The organism is Bradyrhizobium sp. (genome assembly GCF_030697065.1).
Taxonomy (GTDB): Bacteria; Pseudomonadota; Alphaproteobacteria; order Rhizobiales; family Xanthobacteraceae; genus Bradyrhizobium.
Map to the genome: position 1 here is coordinate 1 of NZ_JAUYQU010000011.1, position 3952 is coordinate 3952.

Consider the following 3952-nt stretch of genomic DNA (forward strand, 5'->3'; position numbering starts at 1 on the left):
GCCGGGCGATATCGTTGTTGCTGCGAAACGGCAGCCCGATGCCCTGGAACAGGCCGAGCAGGTCGAATTCGCTCTCCGCTTTCATTTCCTCCAGCACCTCGTCGGTGGGGAAATCGTCGACGCGCAGGATCACGCCCTCGCACAGGGCACGAAAGCCCTTGGGCAGGCGCTCGAAGATCTCGTGCGCCATGGCCTCCATCTCGTCCAGCGACGGCGCTTTGGCTGTTGTCCACATCGGGCCTGCTTATAGCGATTTCGAGCGCAGTGGGTACCGTTTCGCGGGAAGAAAACGCTTCCGCGGGTTTCCCCGGCATGCCTGCCGATTTGCGGCCCCGAATGAGTTGACCTCGGCGCGGCAATCGGAGACGTTGCGGCCACCAACTGGCTTGAGGCGGGATGATGCGGATTGTGACGGCGGCAGTATTGGCTGCTCTTGTCGGGCTCTTGCCCGCGGCAGTTGCGCAGGCGCAAACCGCGCCGTCGGGGATGCGGACCGCGCAGGCCGCTCCGACCGATAGCTCGGCTCAGCAGCGTCGTCCCGCGATCCGGCGCGTGCCGGTCTATCCGCGGCAGGAATGGCGACCGCCGGTCTATCCGCAATACAATCCCGGTCCCAATGCGGTGCGCGAATGCACCGCGACCTATGTGCAGGAATACCGGCCGAGCGGCACCGTGATCACGCCGCGGATGAACTGCTACTGGCGGCGCGGCTAGCGATGAAATCGTTGATCGGGGCAGCCGTCGCATTGTCGCTGGCAGGACCCTTTGGCGTACCTTTGGCCGTTGCCGCTCCGATCGCGACAGCCGCCGCTGCGGCGGCGGATTCACAGCGCACGACCGATTTCAGCGCGCGGCGTGACCATCGGCGTTATCACCATCATGGCGCCCGGACGTATCACCGGCCCCAGCCGCGTTATTACGCCAGGCCGTATTATTATCGGCCGTATCCCTATGCCGTGCCGGCGCCGTTTACATTCGGCTTCGCATTTAGTCCGGGGTGGAGGTGATCAATCTTTCTCGTAGGATGGGCAAAGCGCAGCGTGCCCACCACCTTCATCGAGACAAAGACGGTGGGCACGGCGCAAGCGCGCCTTTGCCCACCCTACCGACTGAAATGAATCAGGCGCCTGATCTGCATCAGCCTCAATGTTTGCCCGCGCAGCTCACCAATCCTTCCAATTCCACGGCTTGAGCTTCCATGGCGTGAAGGTCTGCATTCGCCACTGCGTCATTCCGTTCGACCGGTGAGCGAGCCGCGATTCTTCCTTGGGCTCGGGCGCCACGGTTTGCCGCACGATGCGTCGCCGCACCTGGCGGGTCGCCTCGCTGATCAGATCGACGAATTCAGGCTTGTCGGCCACAGCCCGCTCCCCGCGGAATTCATTCCCGCAAGGAGCCAGTCTGCTCCCGGTTCCCTAACGGGAGGTTTCCGGGAAATGTCAGGGTTGAGGCAAGTGGCGGTTTACCGCCACCCCCTGATCAAGTGGCGGTTTACCGCCACTCCCGGATGTCGACAAAATGCCCTGCGATCGCCGCCGCGGCCGCCATCGCCGGCGACACCAGATGGGTGCGGCCTTTAAAACCCTGACGGCCCTCGAAATTGCGGTTCGAGGTCGAGGCGCAGCGCTCTTCGGGGGAAAGCTTGTCGGGGTTCATGGCCAGGCACATCGAGCAGCCCGGCTCGCGCCATTCGAAGCCGGCCTTGATGAAGATCTTGTCGAGGCCTTCGGCTTCCGCCTGCTCCTTCACGATGCCGGAGCCCGGCACGATCATGGCGCTGAGATTGGCGTTGACGGTCTTGCCGTCGACGACCTTGGCGGCGGCGCGCAAATCCTCGATGCGGCCATTGGTGCAGGAGCCGATGAAGATGCGGTCGAGCTTGATGTCGGTGATTTTGGTGCCCGCGGTCAGGCCCATATATTTGAGCGCGCGATGCTTGGAGAGCCGCTTGGCTTCGTCCTCGATTTTGTCCGGATCCGGCACGAAGCCGGAGATCGACACTACGTCCTCGGGCGAGGTGCCCCAGGTAACGATCGGCGGCAGTTTGGCTGCATCCAGCCGGATCTCGTGGTCGAAATGCGCGCCCTCGTCGCTGCGCAGCGTTTCCCAGTAGCGCATCGCGGCGTCCCAGGCGTCGCCCTTCGGCGACATCGGGCGGCCCTTGAGATATTCGAACGCCTTTTCGTCCGGCGCGATCAGGCCGGCGCGGGCGCCGCCCTCGATCGACATGTTGCAGACGGTCATGCGGCCTTCCATCGAGAGCGCGCGGATCGCGTCGCCGGCATATTCCAGCACATAGCCGGTGCCGCCGGCGGTGCCGATTTCGCCGATGATGGCCAGGATGATGTCCTTGCCGGTGACGCCGTCGGGCAATGTGCCTTCGACGACGGCGCGCATGTTCTTCGCCTTTTTCTGGATCAGGGTCTGGGTCGCCAGCACGTGCTCGACTTCCGACGTGCCGATGCCGTGCGCCAGCGCGCCGAACGCGCCATGCGTCGAGGTGTGGCTGTCGCCGCAGACGATGGTGGTGCCGGGCAGGGTAAAGCCCTGCTCGGGGCCGATGACGTGCACGATGCCCTGACGCTTGTCGTGCTCGTTGAAGTAGGTGACGCCAAACTCTTTGGCGTTGTCCGCCATCACCTTCATCTGCTCGATGCTCTCCGGATCCGGATTGGGTTTGGAGCGATCGGTCGTCGGGATGTTGTGATCGACGACGGCGAGCGTCTTCTCCGGCGCATGAACCTTGCGGCCGGTGGCGCGCAGGCCTTCAAATGCCTGCGGCGAGGTCACCTCGTGAACCAGATGGCGGTCGATATACAGCAGGCAGGTGCCGTCATCGGCCTCGTGAACCAGATGGTCGTCCCAGATCTTGTCGTACAGCGTGGTCGGTTTGGACATGAGCGTAAGCCCTATCAATGATCTTGCGTGAGCGGAGGAATGCGCGAAGTTGCGCAGCTAACATCGGCGCGGCGCCGGGCGCGCCGTCAAAGTCCCGATGTCGCCGAGGTCGTGAACCGCCCGAAGAAGCGGCCGGGCAGGCGGCTGCGGTCGTCGAGAACGACGCGAGACATGGTTGTTTGGCGATCTGGAAGCATTCCAGCCTTATAGCATGCGGGGTATCGGAGCGCGATATGCGTTTGCACCCGTCATTGCGAGCCAACGGGTCGGCGCATAGCGCCGCTCGATGACAGGCTCCGCGAAGCAATCCATACTTTTTGCAGAAGCTAAGAGGTGGATTGCTTCGTCGCAAGCGCTCCTCGCAATGACGATGCCGCAACAAAAAAGCGCGGGGGTCAGCCCCGCGCTTTTTGTCACATCTCCATGCAGGAGAATTGACTGCGGATTACTTGGCCGCGGCGACCTTCGGGGCCTTTTCGGGGCGCTCGGTCTTCTTCTCGACGATGCGGGCCGACTTGCCGCGCAGGTTGCGCAGGTAATACAGCTTGGCGCGACGCACCTTGCCGCGGCGCACCACGGTGATCGAGTCGATCATCGGCGACATCACGGGGAACACGCGCTCGACGCCCTCGCCGTAGGAGATCTTGCGAACCGTGAAGCTCTCATTGAGCCCGCCGCCGGAACGGCCGATGCAGACGCCTTCATAGGCCTGCACGCGCGAGCGGTCGCCTTCGACCACCTTGACGTTGACGATCACGGTGTCGCCGGGGCCGAATTCCGGAATGGTCTTGGTGGCGGCCAGTTTGTCGAACTGCTCTTTTTCGAGCTCTTGAATAAGGTTCATCGCAAAATCTCCATCGGCGTCGCGCCCCAGCCGCCAAGGCGCGGGCTGCGCGTGTGTTCGTCTATCCTGCCATTGCGCGGATTTGGCGTTCGTATACGGCAAAGGCCGGGGCTTGTCACCCGTCCGTCGTGTTTTTTGGGCGTTTTTGGCCAATCCCTGTCGGGGCTCGCGTCGAGGTCTGTCTGGCGGCCCAGAGATCGGGCCGCCGCG

The 3952-nt window shown here is 63.4% G+C and carries 6 protein-coding genes; 1 reads left to right on the forward strand and 5 read right to left on the reverse strand.

Features of this window, described 5'->3' with window-relative positions:
• Positions 1-235 (reverse strand): metallopeptidase family protein (locus Q8R73_RS01050; protein WP_305717698.1); only part of this gene is annotated, 235 nt, incomplete at its 3' end.
• 161 nt (positions 236-396) lie between these two features.
• Here Q8R73_RS01050 and Q8R73_RS01055 point away from each other — a divergent pair.
• Entirely contained in the window at positions 397-714 is a 318-nt protein-coding gene (locus Q8R73_RS01055) for a hypothetical protein (RefSeq protein ID WP_305717699.1), read from the forward strand.
• A 449-nt stretch (positions 715-1163) separates the two neighbouring features.
• Here Q8R73_RS01055 and Q8R73_RS01060 read toward each other — a convergent pair whose 3' ends face one another.
• From Q8R73_RS01060 to Q8R73_RS01075, 4 genes are all read right to left on the reverse strand, one after another.
• A complete protein-coding gene (locus Q8R73_RS01060) occupies positions 1164-1361 on the reverse strand; it encodes a hypothetical protein (RefSeq protein ID WP_305717700.1) in 198 nt (65 codons plus the stop codon).
• A gap of 130 nt (positions 1362-1491) precedes the next feature.
• Complete coding sequence (gene leuC, locus Q8R73_RS01065) at positions 1492-2898, reverse strand: 3-isopropylmalate dehydratase large subunit (RefSeq protein ID WP_305717701.1); 1407 nt, start codon at positions 2896-2898, stop codon at positions 1492-1494.
• Positions 2899-3343: 445 nt separating this feature from the next.
• A complete protein-coding gene (gene rplS / locus Q8R73_RS01070; RefSeq protein ID WP_305717702.1) occupies positions 3344-3742 on the reverse strand; it encodes a 50S ribosomal protein L19 in 399 nt (132 codons plus the stop codon).
• On the reverse strand, positions 3739-3952 hold a 214-nt coding region (locus Q8R73_RS01075; RefSeq protein ID WP_305717703.1), incomplete at its 5' end, for a hypothetical protein. The genes rplS and Q8R73_RS01075, both read right to left, overlap by 4 nt.